At 41.7% G+C, this 19,810-nt stretch carries 10 protein-coding genes and 1 tRNA gene; 7 read left to right on the top strand and 4 right to left on the bottom strand.

Annotated elements, in window-relative coordinates; translation table 11 throughout:
- Nucleotides 1-3: 3 nt before the first annotated feature.
- The 6 genes from pyrE to MSSIT_RS06715 all read left to right on the top strand — a co-directional run bounded on the left by pyrE (nucleotide 4) and on the right by MSSIT_RS06715 (nucleotide 5,563).
- Nucleotides 4-567, top strand: coding sequence for an orotate phosphoribosyltransferase (gene pyrE / locus MSSIT_RS06745; RefSeq protein ID WP_048174573.1), 564 nt, complete (start codon nucleotides 4-6; stop codon nucleotides 565-567).
- Between the two features lie 855 nt (nucleotides 568-1,422).
- On the top strand, nucleotides 1,423-2,724 hold the full coding sequence (gene purD, locus MSSIT_RS06735; RefSeq protein WP_048171057.1) for a phosphoribosylamine--glycine ligase: 1,302 nt from the start codon (nucleotides 1,423-1,425) through the stop codon (nucleotides 2,722-2,724).
- Between the two features lie 124 nt (nucleotides 2,725-2,848).
- Nucleotides 2,849-3,757: an ornithine carbamoyltransferase gene (gene argF / locus MSSIT_RS06730; protein ID WP_048171055.1), complete on the top strand. Its 909-nt coding sequence runs from the start codon at nucleotides 2,849-2,851 to the stop codon at nucleotides 3,755-3,757.
- A 205-nt stretch (nucleotides 3,758-3,962) separates the two neighbouring features.
- Nucleotides 3,963-4,047, top strand: a tRNA-Leu gene (locus tag MSSIT_RS06725).
- A 398-nt stretch (nucleotides 4,048-4,445) separates the two neighbouring features.
- On the top strand, nucleotides 4,446-4,910 hold the full coding sequence (locus tag MSSIT_RS06720) for an NUDIX domain-containing protein (protein ID WP_048171053.1): 465 nt from the start codon (nucleotides 4,446-4,448) through the stop codon (nucleotides 4,908-4,910).
- Entirely contained in the window at nucleotides 4,898-5,563 is a 666-nt protein-coding gene (locus tag MSSIT_RS06715; RefSeq protein ID WP_048171051.1) for a nucleotidyltransferase domain-containing protein, read from the top strand. The genes MSSIT_RS06720 and MSSIT_RS06715 overlap by 13 nt, the downstream gene beginning before the upstream one ends.
- A 122-nt stretch (nucleotides 5,564-5,685) precedes the next feature.
- On the opposite strand, the gene MSSIT_RS06710 is transcribed toward MSSIT_RS06715, so the two are convergent.
- The 4 genes from MSSIT_RS06710 to MSSIT_RS06690 all read right to left on the bottom strand — a co-directional run bounded on the left by MSSIT_RS06710 (nucleotide 5,686) and on the right by MSSIT_RS06690 (nucleotide 17,620).
- On the bottom strand, nucleotides 5,686-8,775 hold the full coding sequence (locus tag MSSIT_RS06710; protein ID WP_197080341.1) for a PAS domain S-box protein: 3,090 nt from the start codon (nucleotides 8,773-8,775) through the stop codon (nucleotides 5,686-5,688).
- Nucleotides 8,776-9,003: 228 nt separating this feature from the next.
- The gene (locus MSSIT_RS06705; RefSeq protein WP_048171046.1) at nucleotides 9,004-12,531 is read right to left on the bottom strand and encodes a PAS domain S-box protein; all 3,528 of its coding nucleotides are present in this window, start codon (nucleotides 12,529-12,531) and stop codon (nucleotides 9,004-9,006) included.
- A gap of 412 nt (nucleotides 12,532-12,943) precedes the next feature.
- On the bottom strand, nucleotides 12,944-16,729 hold the full coding sequence (locus MSSIT_RS25500) for a PAS domain S-box protein (RefSeq protein ID WP_082088902.1): 3,786 nt from the start codon (nucleotides 16,727-16,729) through the stop codon (nucleotides 12,944-12,946).
- 594 nt (nucleotides 16,730-17,323) lie between these two features.
- The gene (locus tag MSSIT_RS06690) at nucleotides 17,324-17,620 is read right to left on the bottom strand and encodes a hypothetical protein (protein WP_048171044.1); all 297 of its coding nucleotides are present in this window, start codon (nucleotides 17,618-17,620) and stop codon (nucleotides 17,324-17,326) included.
- A gap of 887 nt (nucleotides 17,621-18,507) precedes the next feature.
- Here MSSIT_RS06690 and MSSIT_RS21125 point away from each other — a divergent pair.
- The gene (locus MSSIT_RS21125) at nucleotides 18,508-19,578 is read left to right on the top strand and encodes a UPF0228 family protein (RefSeq protein WP_052721560.1); all 1,071 of its coding nucleotides are present in this window, start codon (nucleotides 18,508-18,510) and stop codon (nucleotides 19,576-19,578) included.
- Nucleotides 19,579-19,810: the final 232 nt, after the last annotated feature.

The raw sequence follows: 19,810 nt of genomic DNA, 5'->3' as shown, positions 1-19,810 counted from the left end.
AAAATGAGTCAATCAAAACCAGATACCGGAAACGAAATCGAGACACAGAAACAGGAACTGATCGCAGCCCTCAAAGCCTGCGGAGCTGTCCGCTACGGGGACTTCACGCTCGCCTCGGGAAAGAAAAGCAAATACTACATCGATATCAAGAAAGCCAGCACCGACCCCAAAACCCTGAAAATCATTGCCAGGCAGGCGGCCCTAAGGGTAAAGGAAATGGATGTTGACACCGTTTCAGGTGTGGAACTCGGGGGAGTCCCCCTGGCAACTGCAGTTTCCCTCGAAACAGGGCTTCCCCTGCTGATAGTCAGAAAATCCGTCAAGGAATATGGCACAAAAAGCAGGTTTGTAGGAGACCTCAAACCCGAAGACAGGCTGGTAATGCTCGAAGACGTAACAACCAGCGGAGGCTCGGTCCGGGACGCAATCGAGGTTGTAAGGGAAACAGGAGCCCGCGTCAAATACGTTATCACCGTAGTGGACCGGGAAGAAGGAGCAAAGGAAAAACTCAAAGAAGCAGATGCCGAATTTGTGCCTCTGGTAACTGCAAGTGACCTCCTAAAGTAAGGTAAGTGCCGGAGCACTTTCCCGAACCTCTGTTTAACGATGTAACAGACGAACCATACTGACGTCAAGAGAATGACACCAAAGAAACTGAATTCGTAATTTTCCTCACTGTTCAAAGGATATTCTCTTGACCCAGAGAACCTCATTTAAATCCACAGAGAAATCTAAGCACCCCCGCCAGCTTGTCTGGCGGCCCTTCACAAAGAGCAGAACAAAGAATTTTGATTGGAAAAGATATACAGAAGAGGGACATTTTTTGATGTAACTTGATTTGTTCTTTTTTTTGTTTGTATTTACAGCTTCTTTGATAGTTCTTACTTTACTTGTTTTTCTCCTTCTTTTCAGTCTTTTTGAGAAAGACCGCTCTCCTATGTCGAGCGGACATGAACGGTTCAGGATAGCGAATAACGTTGCACTTGTCAGATAGATCTATAATTTTAGTTCACCGGAGTGAATTTCACTATTCCAAACCATAAATTAGACCTCTTGAGCGAAACTACCTGCAAAAACCCATCAAGTAGTCCGCTTGAGCGAAGCGAAACGGACCTCGTGCTCCCGAAGCGAAACTCGGGAAGTGAAACTAACCGTAAAAACGTTAAAACTAACTGATTTTTTATATAAATTTGAGCTTAACAATGAGAAGATATTTATCAGAAGAAATAGAGAATTAGGAAATCCTTTTATCGTGTTATTGGTTAAAAATATCATCCACAGAGATAAAAATACTTTTGAAATAGAAAGAAAGGTCTTGCGAATTCCCAGAATCCATTACCTTTTCTTCACTGAATTTCCCCCTTAGATATCAAGAACAAATTTCAGGTTAAAAATAAATTTTTTTGAACAAGGAGAATGAAAATGAAGATTTTGCTCATCGGCGGCGGCGGAAGGGAACACGCAATTGCCGAAGGAATTAAGAAAAGCAAGCATAACCCCATCCTTTATGCGTTAATGGCAAAGAAAAACCCCGGAATTGCCGCCCTCTGTGAGGATTTCCTGCTTGAAAAGGAAACCGAGGTTGAAAAAATCGTTGAATATGCAAAAGCCAGGAACATTGAAATGGCTTTTGTTGGGCCTGAAGCGCCGCTCGCTGCAGGAGTCGCAGATGCCCTCTGGGAAATCGGGGTCCCTGTCGTAGGCCCGAAAAAAGCCTGTGCTGTTATTGAGTTTGATAAGGCATGGGCAAGAAATTTCATGAAGAAATACGGAATCGAAGGATGCCCTGCTTATGAGGTTTTCACGGAAGAAGCTCCTGCACGTGCCTTCATTGAAAAGCTGGGTGATGTTGCGGTCAAGCCCTCGGGGCTCACGGGCGGAAAAGGCGTAAAGGTGATGGGCGACCAGCTCCCGGACCTCAAAGCTGCCATGGAATATACAAGCGAGCTTCTGGAGAAAGGATCCGTAGTTATTGAAGAGCGTTTCATAGGGGAAGAATTCACCCTCCAGGCTTTTGTGGACGGAAAAAACCTTGCTTTTTTCCCTGCGGTGCAGGACCATAAAAGAGCTTATGAAGGGGACCTCGGCCCGAATACGGGTGGGATGGGCTCATATACCGATGCGGGAGAAATCCTGCCTTTCATGCTTGCTGACGATATCGAGCAGGCAAAAAAGATCATGCAGCATACCGTAACAGCGCTTCATGAGGAAACCGGGACAGGATACCAGGGGGTTCTTTACGGGCAGTTCATCCTTACAACCAGCGGGCCCAAAGTCGTGGAGTTCAATGCGCGGTTCGGGGACCCTGAAGCTATGAATGTTATCCCCCTTATTGAGACTGATTTTGTAGAAATTATGTCAGCTGTGGTAAACGGCACCCTAGATTCCCTGCCTGTTAAGTTCAGCAGGAAAGCGACGGTCTGCAAGTACGCAGTTCCTGCAGGCTACCCGGAGAATCCTGAAAAAGACAGTGAAGTGCTTGTAGGAGACCTGGGAGAAGCTTCAGTCTACTATGCAAGCGTGTATGAAAAAGATGGAAAAATTTACACCACCGGCTCCCGTGCCGTTGCTGTTGTAGGGCGTGCGGAAACAATAGAGGCCGCAGAAAAAATCGCCCAGAGTGCTCTTGAAAATATTCAGGGTAAACTCTTCTTCCGGAAAGATATCGGCACTGCCAGTCTTATCCGGAAAAGAATCGACCATATGAAAGAACTTAGAGGCTGACTGTCTCAAAAGCAATGAAGGAGTACAGCGCGTAAATAATGCGTTAATAAATACTGCGTTAATAAGTACTATGCAGTAGTATAAAAATTCAAATTCGGCCAGAACGAAGTCGGGGTTTGAGACGATGAAGAGAGATGTACTTTCAATAACTGACCTGTCAAAGGAGGAGATTTACGAACTCCTCGAATCGGCAGCGGACCTGAAAGCAAAGCGCAAGGCAGGAGAATCTACCGAGTACCTGAAGAACAAAAGTCTCGGGATGATTTTCGAGAAATCCTCCACAAGGACCAGGGTATCTTTCGAAGTTGCAATGGCAGACTTCGGAGGGCATGCCCTTTACCTGAACTCCAGGGATATCCAGGTCGGCAGAGGCGAGACGATTGAAGATACAGCCAGGACTCTTTCCGGTTACCTGCACGGGCTGATGGCAAGAGTCATGAGCCACGATACCGTGGAAAAGCTTGCCAAATATTCAACCATGCCCGTGATCAATGCCCTTTCAGACAGGGAACACCCCTGCCAGATCCTCGGGGATTTCATGACCATCATGGAGTTTAAGAAAAAGTTCGAAGGCCTGAAGTTCGCCTGGGTAGGAGACGGAAACAATGTCTGCAACTCAGCCCTGCTGGGCTCGGCTATTGTGGGAATGGAGTTTGCCGTTGCCTGCCCGAAAGGCTATGAACCCGAAGCCGAGTTCCTCGAACAGGCAAAAGCTCTCGGAGGCAAGTTCACAATTACGGATGACCCGAAAGCTGCAGCCAAAGATGCTGACATCATTTATACGGATGTCTGGGTCTCCATGGGTGACGAAGCAGAACAGGAGAAGCGCCTGAAAGAATTTGCTTCCTTCCAGGTCAACACCGAACTCCTCGGCGTTGCAAAGCCGGACGTAATAGTGATGCACTGCCTGCCCGCCAGACGAGGCCTTGAAATTACGGACGAGGTAATGGACGGCCCGAACTCCGTAATCTTCGAAGAGGCAGAAAACCGCCTGCACGCCCAGAAAGCCCTTATCCTGAAATTGATGAGATAAATTTTCATCAATTTCCCCCCTTATCTTCAAAGGCCCATATCCCAATGGATCCCGAGCCTGAAAGGTAACATTATTGCCTTCTGTCCTTACAAAGCAAAAGTCTTAAAAAAGTAACCCGGATTTTCATATCCCGAAAAGGATTTCAAGGAAAAAGTATAAAAACAAAGAGCACTACTATGTGCTGCTGAAACACGAGTTACATTCTGCGAGAGTTGCCCAGCCAGGTCAAAGGCGCTAGGTTCAGAGCCTAGTCTTGTAGGAGTTCGTGCGTTCGAATCGCACCTCTCGCACTCTTTCTTTTTTTAAAAGACATATTATTAGCCATTACAGCATTTATGATCTATTGGGTATTAACAGAACCTTATAAAACAAAACTTAAATCTGTGATCATTTATAATGCATTGTTACAAAACTTCGCTGTTTATCAACTATATCAATAGATAGCTAATCAAGGATATAGTGTACGATTGTATATTTTTAGCGATTTTGCGACTCAGTTCCAAAATCTAGTGATTTTTACATTTTTGGATTGAAATCTTGAATTCCCAAGAAAAATTCACTTTTCGATCAAACTCAATATTCGAACTCTTCTGGCACAGGTCAATATTTCATGTTCAAAGGATTGTAGCCATATTTAAAATCCAGTGATTTTGCCAGTGAGATTATTATATAATAGGGAGAGCAGCTTATGGGTCGATTGATAAGAAATTCTGCAAAAGCTTTGATAATTAAAAACGGTAAGATGCTTGCAATAAAATTGCAGGAGAATGGTGAAGTTTGGTATATCATGCCTGGCGGAGGGCAGGAAACAGAGGAACTGCTCCCTGATGCCGCTTGTCGTGAGGTTTCCGAAGAATTGGGAATCAGTGTTACTCCGAAAGAACTGGTTTTTGCTGTTGAAGGTGTTCATGGTGAGAGATTTCATCGGGTGGATTTAGTTTTCCTGTGTGAATATGTCGCCGAGATTCCCAACACAGCCTTACACGGTGACACAAATCAAATTGGATATGATTGGTTGGATATAAAAACGCTCAATACTCAGCCTCTGTATCCTTCAAAGCTGCGTAGGCAGATTATGAACCTTTATGAGGGAAAAACGCACAAAGTATATTTGGGAAATGAAGAAACGGGGGATCCGGAATGCTTAGAATAGATACTTATTTTAAAGAGCTGATCGACTTATTAAAGCAAAATTACAGCTCACGGTTATTATATGTCGGATTGCAGGGAAGCTATTTTAGAGGAGAGGCCGACGAAATCAGTGATATTGACGTAATGGTTATTCTTGATAGATTATCAGTTAATGATATGGAGACTTATCGGGAAATAATTGCCGAATGTGGAAATAGCGATAAATCGTGCGGTTTCATATGCGGAGAATCGGATATCAAAAATTGGAACCCATGTGAAATATGCCAGCTTGTTCATACCACAAAGGATTATTATGGGAGGTTGTCAGAGTTTGTCCCCACATATACGGTGGAAGATGAAAGAACTTATATAAAAATGAGTCTTAATAATTTGTACCACGAGTTATGTCACCGATATATTCATGATTCAAGAGCAAAAAATATAATGAAGCTTCCAGGTACATATAAATCCGTCTTTTTTATTTTGCAGAACATTCACTTTCAGAACACAGGAAATTTTATACTGACAAAACGAGAGCTGCTTTCTCAATTACCAGATGAAGATAAAAAAGTTCTGCTTAAAGCTATGGAATTGAAAAATCAAAAGGAGTATCATTTTGACGAGTATTTTAGTGCATTATTTGAATGGTGCCAAAATTCAATATTCAAATCTTAAAAAAAGGCATACTCTATGTGTTGCTAAATTTCATTTTTATAGATATAACTATGCCCCCTGCTACGTAAATCTTTTTTGCCTCATAACTCCAAATTTTGTACTCATTTTCCTGTGGTTTAAAGTTAACTTGAGCCAGATTTATCTTTTTCTATCACTGTAAATCTCATAGTGAACTCTGTGCCATTGTTCCTTTTCAGTTCAAAGTCCCCATCCAACTGGTCTACAAGAGAAGTTACAAGCTGAAATCCAAGACTATTAAGATCTTTGATATTAAGATTTTCAGGAATACCTATACCGTCATCTGAAACTGTCAGAACGAAGTCGGCACACTTACAGCCATTGATTTTGCATTTTCCTTTTCCTTCTCTATGAAGTTTGATTCGGATTTCTCCTTTATCCCTCTCAGGAAATGCATATTTGAAGGAGTTCGAAACCAGTTCGTTGACGATCATCCCTAACGGAATAGCAGTATCCATATCTAAGAAAAGGTTATCTTCCAGATCGAAATTTAAACTGACATCGGTCTTGAGGCTGTATGTTAGGAAGAGATTATTAGCTAATTCCTTTATATACTGCGAAAAGTTAAGCAGATCAATATTTTTACCTTTGTACAGTTCCTCATGTATAAGAGCAATAGAAAGAACTCTGTCAATGCTTTCTTTGAAAGCTTTCAACACTTCTGAATCTGTGATCGTCTTTCTACCTTTAAACAAATCAGCCTGAAGATCCAGAAGAGAGGAGATAACCTGAAGATTGTTCTTGATTCTGTGATGTAATTCCTTCTTACGGGCAATTTCGAAATTCCTTAAAGCTTCTTCAGCTTTTTTGCGTTCGGTTATATTTCTGGAAATGAATGAGACCGCGGACAGCTTTCCATTTGTATCAAAAACAGGAGAAAAAGTTATTGAGACATATATTTTCTTTCCATCCTTTCCTAATCGTGAAGTCTCATATTGATAGATACTTTTTCCCTGTTTAATCAGTTCAATTAATTCCAGCGTTTCTTTATTTAGATGGGATGGAGCCAGAATGGATACATGCTTTCCGAGAATTTCTTCTGGGGAATAACCATAAACCTGCTCCGCTCCTTTATTCCAGCTGGTAACAATGCCATCAAGGGATAAAGTGCCTACAGCGTCTATTGATGATTCTACAATATTCGCCAGGGTCTTAATTCGTTCTTCTGCTTTCTTACGTTCAGTTATATCCTGAGTAGTCCCTTTCACTCGAATAGGGACATCATTCTTATCAAAAATAACCTCAGGTAGTGTATGGACTGTGCGTTCTTCCCCATTAGTCAGGATAATCCTATAATCAATTCTGTGAAACTCCCCATTTATCCATTTATTAACGGCGCTATCAAAGTATTCCCGATCTTCGGGGTGTATATAATTTAAAAGTTCCCTGTAAGTTGCACCTGGTTCATTGGGATTACGTCCATAAATAAGATACATTTCATCAGACCAGTACACTTCACCAGTTACAAGATCCCAGTCCCAATTCCCAATATGAGCCATTCGTTGAGCTTCAGCAAGACTTTTTTCGCTTTCTTTCAAAGATTCATAAGCTTTCTCGAGCTCTGCTGTACGCTCTTTAACCTTTTCTTCCAAATTCTCATGTGCTATTTTAATAGCTTCTTCTGCCTTTTTATTCTCAGTAATATCTCTCGCAATAGCTGAGATAGCTACAAGTTTCCCGGATGCATCAAAAACCGGAGAAAGAGTTACTGAAACATTTATTATTGTTCCATCCTTTTTCATCCTCAAAGTTTCGTAGTGCTGGACCCTTTCTCCCTGTGTAATCTTTTCAATTAAATGCTTTGTTTCTCCTTTAGTATTGTCCGGTTCAAGTACGGATATGTTTTTTCCCAGGACTTCTTCAGCCGAATAGCCATAAATCTTCTCTGCCCCACTATTCCAGCTAGTAATAATACCATCAAGAGACTTGGTTAGAATTGCATCATTAGACGACTCCACAGCATTAGCCAGTGTCTGAATTTTCTCTTCTGCTTTTTTCCTCTGCAGCGCCTGTACCACTGCCGGCGCGATAGCTTCGAGATCCTCCTGTTGCTCATGGTTATAGCCGCCTTCACGGTTTGCTACAGCAATCGAACCTATTGTTTTTCCGTCCTGGATAAGGGGAACGCCAAGAAAAGACCTGAGTAGCGGATGTCCTTCCGGCAAGCCTCTGCTGTCCGGGTGTGACTGCGGATCGTTGGTAAAGAAGCTTTTCCCGTTGATTATGACACTGCCGTATAAACCATGAACAGGATAATCTCTCGGAAGATAAAGATGCCCTGTCCTGTCGTACATGCGGCACTGTTCCCACGCCAGCTCGCTTTTCGCAACATCGTGCAGGAGCCCGTCAGCACCCATTTCAATAATGAAACCAAACTCACTGCCGGTTACTTCAAGGGCTACGGATAGACATGCTTCCCCCAGTTCTTCTTCTGTTTTTGCCTGCACCACATTGCTGAAGATCCAGTTGATACCCTCAAGAATACGGTTGTATCTGCGAACCCGCTGCTCTTCTTGCTTACGCTCGGTGATGTCGCGATTGCTGCCCCGGCTTCCGGCGTAGCATCCCTTACCATCGTAGACGGGCTGGCACAGGTGGCGAAGCCATCTTATTTCGCCATCTTTTGTTATAATGCGAAACTCGAGAACACTATGATGACTGGGGAACTCATGCCTATGCTGGAGAAATTCCTGCCGATCGTCCGAGTGTATTATTTCCTGGAGCAGATCAGGGTTGTCCATGAATTCCCGGACAGTATATCCTGTGACCTGCTCGCAAGAAGGAGATATATACAGGAAACGACCATCAGGGCCCAGCCAAAATTCCCAGTCGAAGGTGTTATCTGCTACGATACGATACTTCTTCTCACTCTCCCTAAGTTTTTCTTCAAGCACTTTCTGGTCGCTTATATCGAATCCATAAATGTTCACACATTCTTCTTCAGGTAAGAGCTGAAACGTCACCAGGTATACTTTTTTTCCCACTTTAATTTCCATTTTTTCGGGTCTATTCCGGCAAAGTACCCCTTCCACAATATCTCCGATATGGGAAGGCAGTTTTTCTCCGGTTTCCACGCCCCATTCGATTAATAAAGGCTTAGCTGCCTCATTTGAGTAAAGAACAGTACCATCCTTTTCAACGCTAAGTACGGGATTGGGGTTTTTCGCAGGAAAGTGTTCCATTCTTGCTTTCATTTTCCCATATGGCTCCATCTCTTTAGTTGCAATATGCCTTATCGCTACTAATTGTTGAACCCCTCACAGCAAAAGACATTTTTAATTCGAGATAATTATATAATTAAATTAAATTTAAAACATGATATATAAGAATGTCGTCAACGGTAAAAAACGAATCCACGTGGACTTCAGAGTCTGGTTTCGTAGGAATTCGTGCGTTTGAATCGCATCTCTCACACTAATTTTTTATCCATTTTCCTGTAATTTTAAGCCTACTTGAGCCAGATTGTCTTTTTCTACTTTAAACTTGATAGTGAACTCTGTACCCTGTGTCCGCTTAAGTTCGAGTTCTCCGTCCAGCTGGTCAACGAGAATGCCTACTAACTGCAGCCCGAGTGACCCTGCACTTTCTAAGTCCAAATCTTCGGGCAGTCCTTTCCCGTTATCATAAATTATCAGGCTGAAAAGGGACATATGCATCTCTCTATTCTCCCTTTCCCTGAAGAGCTGAATCCGGATTTCTCCATCCTGTATTTCAGTGAATGCGTGCTTGAGGGAATTTGAAACTAACTCATTAACAATTATTCCTAACGGGACAGCAGTATCCATATCAAGGAAAGTGTCTTTTTCCAGGTCCATGCTCAGATTGATATTTTTGCTGCTAAGGTTGTAAGTCTGGAAAAGGTTTTCAGCTAACTTTTTAAGGTATGCCGAAAAATCCAGGGTATCGGTCCCTTCTCCTTTATATAGTTCCTCATGGATGAGGGACATTGAGATTACCCTGTTCTGACCTTCCCTGAAAGCCTCTATAACGTTTTCGTCCTCGAACTTCTCAGCCTGGAGGTCAAGAAGGGAAGAAATTATCTGCAAATTGTTCTTGATTCTGTGATGAATTTCTTTTATCCGGACTTTATCCATTCTTTTCAAAGCTTCTTCAGCCTTTTTACGTTTAGTAATATCAGTAATCATGCTCACTGTGCCCATAAACTTGCCATCGTTATCAAAAAGGGATTTAGCATTTATGAGTGACCATAAGGGTGAGCCATCCTTACATATTAATCTCAATTCGTAGCTCTCATTGGTGCCTTGCAGTTTCTTATCAATATTTTTTTTGATGATAATCTTACTTTCTTCATCAACAAAGTCCCATACCGATCTGCCAATGCCTTCTTCCAGAGTGTATCCGAGCATATCCGCCATTTTCTTATTAACGTAGGTAATTATGTATTCATCGTCAATTATGAGTATACCTTCGTTTGCTGTCTCTACAATGTTGCGGTACTTTTCCTCACTTTCCCGAAGTTTTTCTTCTACTCTTTTTCTTTCGGTTATATCTCTGGCAATGACTGAGACAGCAGTCAACTTTCCAGAGGCGTCAAAAACCGGAGAAAAAGTTACTGAAACATTTATTATTGTGCCGTCCTTTCTTAACCGTGAAGTCTCATAAATATGGATTCTTTCTCCCTTCATGACCTTCTCAGTTAATTTTTTTGTTTCTTCACTTAAATGGGGTGGAGCCAGGACGGATGTGGTCTTTCCAAGAATTTCTTCCGCTGAATAACCATAAACCTGCTCTGCTCCTTTGTTCCAGCTTGTAATAATGCCGTTAAGGGACACAGTGCCAATAGCATCATTTGATGATTCCACAATATTCGCTAAGTTTCGAATTTCCTTTTCTGATTTTTTACGCTCAGTAATATCCTGGACTATTCCTTTAATTTTAACAGGAGTATTTTCTTCATTAAAAAAAAACTCACCATGTGTATGGACTATACGCTCTGCTCCATCAGCTAAGACTATTCTATAATCAACGTTGTATGGCTTTCCTTTAAAAGCTTCTTTGACAGCGTTATCCACATAGTCTCTATCGTCGGGATGTATATAGTTCAAAACATCGTTGTAGGGTAAGCCGAACTTTTGAGGAGCAAGTCCAAAAATATGAAACATTTCATCAGACCAGTATACTTCACCAGTTACAAAATCCCAATCCCAATTTCCAATATGAGCCATCCTTTGAGCTTCAGCAAGACCTTTTTCACTTTCTTTCAACGATATATAAGCTTTCTCAAGCTCTGCTGTACGTTCTTTAACTTTTTCTTCCAAGGTTTCATTTGCTATTTTAAGGGCATCCTCTGTATTCTTGAGTTGTGTAATGTCTGTAAAAGTGCAAATTATAATGTTGATACTGCCATCGGGATTTAACAGCGGCTCGGAGCTAACAAGCGTCCACACCCAATCTTCGTGCGAATAACGACGTACACCAATGACCTGATTCTTTAGCGGCTTGCGACTAATCCTGGCGTACTGTATCGGATGAGACTCAAACCGCAGGGCATTACCATCCTTATCGACGACATCCCACATATCCCAGTTAAGGTCCTGAATCTTCATATGCTCGAGCTCTTGTTCAGAGATATCGAATATTTGCAGAAGTGCGGGATTATATATTGCAAATTTACCTTCGGCATCAATGAGAACAACACCGGATTCCAGATCCTGCACCAGTGCCTTAAACCGCAACTCGCTCGCCTTTAATTCTTTCTCGGCCAGTTTGCGCTCCTGTTCAACCTTTCTCCTCTGCAGAACTTGCGCCACTGCCGGCGCGATAGCTTCGAGATCCTCCTGTTGCTCATGGTTATAGCCACCTTCACGGTTTGCTACAGCAATCGAACCTATCGTTTTTCCGTCCTGAACAAGGGGAACGCCAAGAAAAGACCTGAGTAGCGGATGTCCTTCCGGCAAGCCTCTGCTGTCCGGGTGTGACTGCGGATCGTTGGTAAAGAAGCTTTTCCCGTTGATTATGACACTGCCGTATAAACCATGAACAGGATAATCTCTCGGAAGATAAAGATGCCCTGTCCCGTCGTACATGCGGCACCGTTCCCACGCCAGCTCGCTTTTTGCAACATCGTGCAGGAGCCCGTCAGCACCCATTTCAATAATGAAACCAAACTCACTGCCGGTTACTTCAAGGGCTATGGATAGACATGCTTCCCCCAGTTCTTCTTCTGTTTTTGCCTGCACTACATTGCTGAAGATCCAGTTGATACCCTCAAGAATACGGTTGTATCTGCGAACCCGCTGCTCTTCTTGCTTGCGCTCGGTGATGTCGCGATTGCTGCCCCGGCTTCCGGCGTAGCATCCCTTACCGTCGTAGATAGGATGGCACAGGTGGTGAAACCATCTTATTTCGCCATCTTTTGTTATAATGCGAAACTCGATATCACTATGATGACCCGGCGACGCATCATGCTTATACTGAAGAAATGCCTGCCGATCGTCCGAATGTATTATTTCCCGGAGCAGATCAGGGTTGTCCATGAATTCCCGGACCGCATATCCTGTGGCCGGCTCGCAAAAAGGCGATATGTACAGGAAACGGCCATCAGGGCCCTCCCAAAACTCCCAGTCGAAGGTGTTATCTGCTACGATACGATATTTCTCCTCACTCTCCCGAAGTTTTTCCTCAAGCACTTTCTGGTCACTTATATCGAATCCGTAAATGTTCACACATTCTTCTTCGAGTAAGGACTGAAACGTCACCAGGTATACTTTTTTTCCCGCTTTAATTTCCATTTTTTCGGGTCTATTCCGGCAAAGTACCCCTTCCACAATATCTCCGATATGGGAAGGCAGTTTTTCTCCGGTTTCCACGCCCCATTCGATTAATAAAGGCTTAGCTGCCTCATTTGAGTAAAGAACAGTACCATCCTTTTCAACGCTAAGTACGGGATTGGGGTTTTTCGCAGGAAAGTGTTCCATTCTTGCTTTCATTTTCCCATATGGCTCCATCTCTTTAGTTGCAATATGCCTTATCGCTACTAATTGTTGACCCGCTCACAGCAAAAGACATTTTTAATAAAAGACATTTTTAATTCGAGAGAATTATATAATTAAATTAAATTTAAAACTTTCCATTATAATAGATATCATCAAAGGCAAAAAATATTTGAAGTAAGTAATTTTCTAAAAAACTCAGAGCATGAAAATAAAGATGTTTCCAACAAAAAGTCACAAAATGAATATTAAAGTTATAATGTATTGATTTATTAAAGTAGTATAATAAATATATAAGTACATGTTCTAAAAAACCAAAGGTGAATATAAAAAAGCAAGTTTGTGTTCATTTAATTACGTTTCACATAATAAAAGGATATTAATTAATCTTTATTATCCATTTTCTTGTTTATCCATTTTCTTGTGATTTCAAGCCTACTTGAGCCAGATTATCTTTTTCTGTCACTGTAAATTTCATAGTAAATTCTGTGCCATTGTTCCTTTTCATTTCGAGCTCACCATTCATTTGATCGATAAGGGAAACTACCAGTTGCATGCCAAGACTACCGAGATCTTCAATATCAAGATTGCCAGGAATGCCTACGCCGTTATCTGAAACGGTTAGAGTGAAGTTGGTGCTCTTACAGTTTTCGCTTTCTAGTTCTGTGAATTCTTCCCTGTGAAGTTCGATTCGAATTTCCCCTTTGTCTCTACCTATAAATGCATGTTTGAGGGAATTAGAAACAAGCTCATTAACAATCATTCCTAACGGGACAGCGGTATCCATATCAAAGAAAACATTCTCTTCCAGATCAATGTTTAAGCTGATGTCAATATCTCCAAGCCTGTATGTCTGGAAAAGGTTCTCAACAAGTTCCTTAATATACGGCGAAAAGTTTAGTGTTTCAAACCCGTCACCTTTGTATAATTCTTCATGGATAAGAGCCATGGACACCACTCTATCCTGGCTTTCCCTGAAGGCTTCCAGAACTTCCGAATCCTTAATATTGTCCCGGTCTCTGAACTGTTCAGCCTGGAGGTCAAGAAGAGAAGAGATTACCTGCAGGTTGTTCTTAATTCTGTGATGGATTTCCTTTTTACGGGCAGTTTCGATGATACTGAGAGCTTCTTCAGCTTCTTTTCGTTTGGTGATGTCGGTTAGCATGCTCATAGCGCCCATGTACTTACCTTCCTTATCAAAAAGAGGTTTAGCATTTAGAAATGTCCAGAGGGATGAGCCATCTTTACGTATTAATTTTAATTCGTAACTCTCACTTATTCCCTGCACCCTCTTTTCCAGCTTCATTTTGACAACAGGTTTACATTCTTCACTGATGAAGCTCCATATCGGTCTACCAATAAATTCTTCCAAAGTATACCCGAGCATGTCTACCATTTTCTTGTTAACATAAGTGATTGCGGATTCTTTGTCAGTTATGAGTATAATTTCATTTGCTGTCTCAACGATATTTCGGTACTTTTCCTCACTATCCCGAAGTTTTTCTTCTGCCTGTTTTCTCTCGGTAATGTCAATGTCCATCTTGAGGATCATGGGAGAACCATCAACATCAGTAAAAGGGAAACTGTAGATGTCAATCACGCTTCCGTCCGGAGTGGTAACTTCCCAATTATGGGGCTGACCGGTTTCAAGCACCTGGTATGATTCACAGAACTCACAGGGAAGGGTACTCCCAAAACAATGTTCATAACAGTGCCGACCTCCTGACTCGCCGAACTTTTCACGGAAACTGCGATTAGCAAAGGCAATGTGATGGTCAGATGTTAACAGGCATATCATTACCGGCAGTGTCTCCAGCACATCAAAGAGCCGCTGTCGTTCAGACTCAACAGCTTCGGCAACCTTACAACTCAATTCAGTCTCGTGCAGCTGCTCCTCAGCCCGTTTAAGCTCAGTGACATCGGTTTGCACGCCGTCCCATATTGTTCGGCCATCAGGAAGCCGGCGAGGACGGGAGTGCAATCGCATCCACTTCACCTGGCCATCAGGCAGATGCATAGGCGTTTCCATGTTAAAGTCAGACAGTTCACTTACACTGCGAGCCTCGGCTTCGACGAGTCGTTCGAAATAATCAGGCGGAATTTGCCGATGTAGCGTGCTTGGGTCACGAAGCACATCTGATACTTTGATGCCGTTGAGTTTCTCGATACCTGCGCTGAAGTATAAGAAGCGGACACTGCCGTCGGGCTCATGGGCATACTGATATACCGCACTGTCCGGAAGGTTATCCCCCAGGAGGCGCAGCCGCTCTTCGCTTTCACGCAGCGCTGCTTCTATCTTTTTGAGCTCTGTGATATCCACATGGGTGGAGACTAGGCGGTCACCACTAACAATATACGATGTAAGGAATTGCTTGTCCACGTAAGGGCTGCGATACTGGAACGTGACCGCTTTGCTCGATTGTCGAGCCATCTCGATCATAGGGAGATAGAATGAAGCCACCTCGCAGCCGAGTACTTCTGATCCCCTTTTTCCTTTGGCCTCACCAATATCCTTCAAACCGAGAAGCTCGAATCCGGCCGGGTTGAAGTCCTCGAAAATCCAGTCGACAACATTACCCGGTTCATCGTAGATTAGCTGCTCGATGTAGAGGGCCTCCTGCACCGTCTCGAACAAATTGCGGTACTTTGCCTCACTCTCGCGTAGCGCCTCCTCAGCTTTCTTGCGCGCAGTAATATCCTTTGCGATCTCGAACCGCACATCCCGGCCGTCCGGCCATTTAATGATCCGGTCCATGATCATAAAATATCGGTTCACCGTGGGGTTGTAATACTCCCACTGGTAGGGCTTGTCCCTCTCCTTTAAAATCATCGGATTGGTGCAGAAATCACAGGGAGAGCTCCTCCTCTGAAACTCCCGGTAGCAACTCCCTCCCACGAATTCAACGCCTAACCTCTCCTTCATCGCCTTATTCGCGTACAGCACCTCGTAGGTGTACGGATCAGCCACGTACACCACATCGTCCATTCCATCGAAAATGGACAAAAGCTGCGATCGCTCGAAAGCCAACGTATCTTCGGCTCGCTTGCGCTCGGTGATATCCTGGATATGAGCGACCGTATAGATGGGGCAACCTTTAGAATCGAGTACTGGGGACGAACTCACGTCGCACCAGATCACTTGTCCATCCTTACGGATATACCGCTTCTCAATCCACAAAAAAGGCTTCTCACCAGTTATGACCGCTTTGTGAGCCAATAAGCTTGGTTCTATGTCGTCCGGATAAGTAAAATCAAGAAATGTACGGCCTTCAATTTCGGATTTTTCGAATCCAAGCATCTGGCAGAAAGCGTCATTAACCCTCGAGATACGAGCATCCGGACCAACCAATGCCATAGCGACCGCACTATCATCGAAAGCTGAACGGAACCTCTCCTCGCTCTCCTGCAATGTCTTTTCAGCTTTCTTTCGTTCAGAGATGTCCCTAATAACCATGACACCTTTTGTAAGGCCGTTTTCATCTTTGAATAATATACTCGAGATCTCACTTGGGAAGATAGTACCATCTTTCCGCCTGTGATTGAGTTCTCCCTTGAACCTGCCAGTCCTGGCTCTTTCATCCAGGACAGAATTGAGCCTTGGATCAGATGTATCCACAGTACCGTTTCTTCCGGCACTGATAAGCTCCTCTTCTGTCATCCCAAACATTTGGCAAGCGGCCGGATTGGCTGCAAGAATAATTCCATCCGGAATTGTAACAAAAATGCCATCAAGACTATTATCAAATATTGCCTTGTATCGGTTCTCGCTCTCCAGCAGTACCCCCTCAGCCTGCTTGAGATCAGTGATATCTCGGATGATAGCGACTGTTCGAGGCTCTCCGTTGCTATCCGTAAAGAAGGTCATGCTTACCTCTCCAGGGAATGTAGTTCCATCCTTGCGCCTGTAAGTAAGCTGAGCTCTTGCTGATCCAGAGTGAGTACGTTCATCTAATAAAGCCGATAGCGTCGGTTCTTGCAGATCTGAAATTGCATCGCATTCTTTGCCAACAAGCTCTTCTTCCGTCCATCCGAGCATACGGCAAGCTGCTGGATTAGCTGATAGGATTTTCCCGTAATCTCCCGGATCGGCCAGGATAATACCATCCATGCTATGGTCGAATATCATCCTGTAGAGCTCCTCGCCCCCCTGCGATTTCTGGTCTATACTACCATATCTCATATTCTTCTCTGGCATGGATAAAGAGTCAAAATCTACCTCAATATTTTTGCTTTATCTAAGCGTTCAATTATCTAAGCGTTCAAATTCTATCAGTTTTAATTTATTCACAAAAGCAACTATTATAATTTGATACTTATATACGGACTTTTTTATATAGAAATAATCGGATAAATATCTTATCTGCTAGATTTACTGGAATAAGTCCGTATTTTTTATGCCTGAGAACCTTCCTCAAAGAAAGTTCAAAAAATAAAACAATTTTTTTTGGATGAGTTAATATGCAATAGGTGGAATTTACTGCTTTCCATTTTTCATGCATTACATATACATCTTTTCCATAACTTCAATTTTAAAACAAAAAGGCTTGGCAGTGTGCCAATTTTTCTGTAAATATCTTAGGCTCAACAGTACAAATGTACATTAAAAAAAGCTCAAAATAGGTTTAATCGTATCGTAGTGGTTTAATTTGATAACTTTGTTCCACAGTCGACAGCTCTCAAAAACATATTTTGTATCCGTTTTGTTTACCTTAAATATTGATCATATTTAGGGTCGTCTACATCAGTAATGAAGGGACTAAGAACCTGACGACTTGTCAGGTTACTATCTTTAGTTACTATCTTTAAAGCCCACTTCTTTTCTCATCGTTAAAATTAAATCGCCAAGCCTTCTATTAATCATACCCGGAGGTTCACTTTTCTGTCTCAATATATCCATCATATCTGTATATGCCTCCAGCACTTCTTCTGATGCATACATTGACATTCCAAGTTGGCAGTCAAGCCAATCATCTTGATTAAAAATACTTTTTGGATCAAGTTGCTCTTTTGAATTATTAACTAATACAAATATTTTAATAAGCAGAGGTATTAATTTAGTATACTGTTCTTTACGTTGTTGATGCACTTTAAGGTCTATTTCACGGTTCTTCGTGCTTGATATTTGCTTATTTACAATTATAACTTATACCAATATTGAGATTAAGGTTACTGTTTGGTCAGTTAACGTCCAACTCATTCAAAAATACACCTTTAATTTGTGAGATTAATAAAAAAGCAACAAATCTAATACGATTTCTCTTTTTCGCTTTTATTTGCGTGTAATAGCAAAATCCTGAAAGAGCCTTGAGAGCAGGAAAGCATCTGATCAATGGTATATAGATGTATTGCTTTTCCGATTTCGGCAGTAAAAGTTGAAAAAAGATCCAAAAGAAATAGACCTATTTTTGTCAAAGGTTGAGGAACAGCCGACATTACCAGGAATAAGAACGGCTGGCAGTCAGCCTTATATTCGCTAATTTCTTGGATAAGTAGCTGTTTTTGGTGAAAAATGCCGGAATTCGGGAAGTTAGTCGTTTTTTGTTCGAAGTAAGAACGAGAAAAAGTTTTGATGTGATGAAGTCCGGAATGTTTTTGGCGAACATTGAAAAATGGAATGATTTACCGCCCCTTAGGGGAAAGAGGGGTGAAATTGTACCAGCCTCGGGGTTTAAAAAATACTATAAACCAGTACAATATTGGCCCAGTGATTTTTATTTTGTGTTAGTTTTGAATTTTATAAAAATACAAAGTACGGTCGCAGTCTAGCACTCACATATAAAGTTTCTAGCCAGACTATCTAACAATTGACCTTTACGTATGATCCCAGACTTGAAGAAATTCAGAAAAACAGATTGTTAGAGAATTTGCACAGAAAATTTATAAAGGGTTCGATAAGAGGAATTTATGGAGTTCAGAAGATTATCGCGTATATGTGAGAACTTAAAACTCCTCATTTTTTGAAGGGGTGGTGATTTGAATAAAGTCAACAAAGGAATTGTTGTTTTTGTCATTGTTTTAGTCCTTGTATTACTCTGGCTATTTATTACGGGTATGCCAGTTAACACAAACATGCAAGTTGATGCAAGGACACAAGCTAACACTAGCATGAAAAGTGATATGGAAACACCGGTAGATTCGAAAGCGTCAGTTCAAGAAGCAAGAGTATCTGGCTTATTTGTAGAATTTGAAGAAGGGACTACGGAACAGGAAGTAAAAACAACCCTTGAAAATACCAACTTACATGTAAACTATAGTGTTGAGAACTACAATTCTGACTTTTTGCCAAGTAGATACTATATAACCTTAGATAAAAATAAATTGACAGATATAGAGGATTTAATAGATGAGATAAACCTGACCATCCCTATTAAAAAAGGAAATAATTATACGTTGACGGTAACTGAAAGAGCTATCCAGGACAAAACTTTCCCCGGACTACTTGAAAAAAATAACATTCAGGTGAAAAAGTCCGTGTATTGTTTTATGCACTTTAAAGATGCATATACGGATTGGAATCCTGAAGAAGATATCCCAAAAATAGAATACAAGCTTAAAATGAATGAGAATATTTTGACTGTAGATCAAGATAATAGAATAACTGATTTATTTGTCGAATTTGAGGACGGAACTACTGAATCTGAAGTTAAAGCAATTCTTGAAAACTATAATATGACCATGAATTATAGTATAGATTATAACGTTGACTACTTTGAAGATAAATATTACATATCTGTAGATGAAGATAAAATAGTGGATATAAGAAACGAGTTAAAGAGAGAAATAGATTGGACTGCCCCTATATTTCCCGATATCAAAAAAGAAGATCATTATATAATTACAGTAACTGAACAAGCTACTCAAGATAAGAATTTCCTTGCAATGTTAGAGAAAAATGGTCTTCAAGTGAAAAAGTCTGTCTATTGTGATATTCTCCTTAGAGACGAGGCTAAGAACGCGATTTGGGAAATAGATGCGCTCAGAATAATAAATGAACTTGAAAGGAATGAAAAGATCTTGACCGTAAGTACTGGTGGTAGTACTTAAAAATCTGTTATTTTTCATAAAACAAACGTAAGATGAGAGGGTAATTTTGTAACTTATGGCACTACCCTTTCTCCCACACCTCTCCGGCAATTTATCCATGATCGATTTCTTCTTTTTATACCTGCACAATACACGCACATATTAAACGCCCGCATGATATTTGTTTCCTAAAAAGCTCCTGTAACGATATCTAATTTTGAAACAGGTTAATTAAGAGATTCAGTTTTCACAT

The sequence above is a fragment of the Methanosarcina siciliae T4/M genome (assembly GCF_000970085.1).
GTDB lineage: Archaea > Halobacteriota > Methanosarcinia > Methanosarcinales > Methanosarcinaceae > Methanosarcina > Methanosarcina siciliae.
This window is presented reverse-complemented; position numbering and strand designations above follow the sequence as displayed.